The sequence below is a fragment of the Desulfovibrio desulfuricans genome, assembly GCF_024460775.1.
Taxonomy (GTDB): Bacteria; Desulfobacterota; Desulfovibrionia; order Desulfovibrionales; family Desulfovibrionaceae; genus Desulfovibrio; species Desulfovibrio desulfuricans_E.
Genome location: NZ_JANFYZ010000103.1, coordinates 1 through 238, shown reverse-complemented (window position 1 = coordinate 238; position 238 = coordinate 1). Strand labels below are relative to the sequence as shown.

Annotated in this window: 1 pseudogene; it reads left to right on the top strand. The window is 52.1% G+C overall.

The features are described 5' to 3' along the window. Nucleotides 1-238: pseudogene (locus NE637_RS15560) on the top strand (hypothetical protein); the annotation flags it as partial.

The window sequence follows — 238 nt, the reverse complement described above, 5'->3', positions numbered from 1 at the left end:
CGAAATGCGTCAAAGAAAAAAACGATCGGTTTATTCAAGAGGCGGAAGTGATGTCGGATACGGTATTTGCGCATGTGTCGGACACGAAGACTCCGCAGGGAATCCTTGCCGTCGTACGCCGGATGGAGTATACGGCGGAAGATATTTTAGGGGAGACTCCGCATGTGCTCGTTCTTGAAAATATTCAGGATCCGGGCAATCTCGGAACGATTTTCAGGACTGCAGAGGCGGCGGGGGC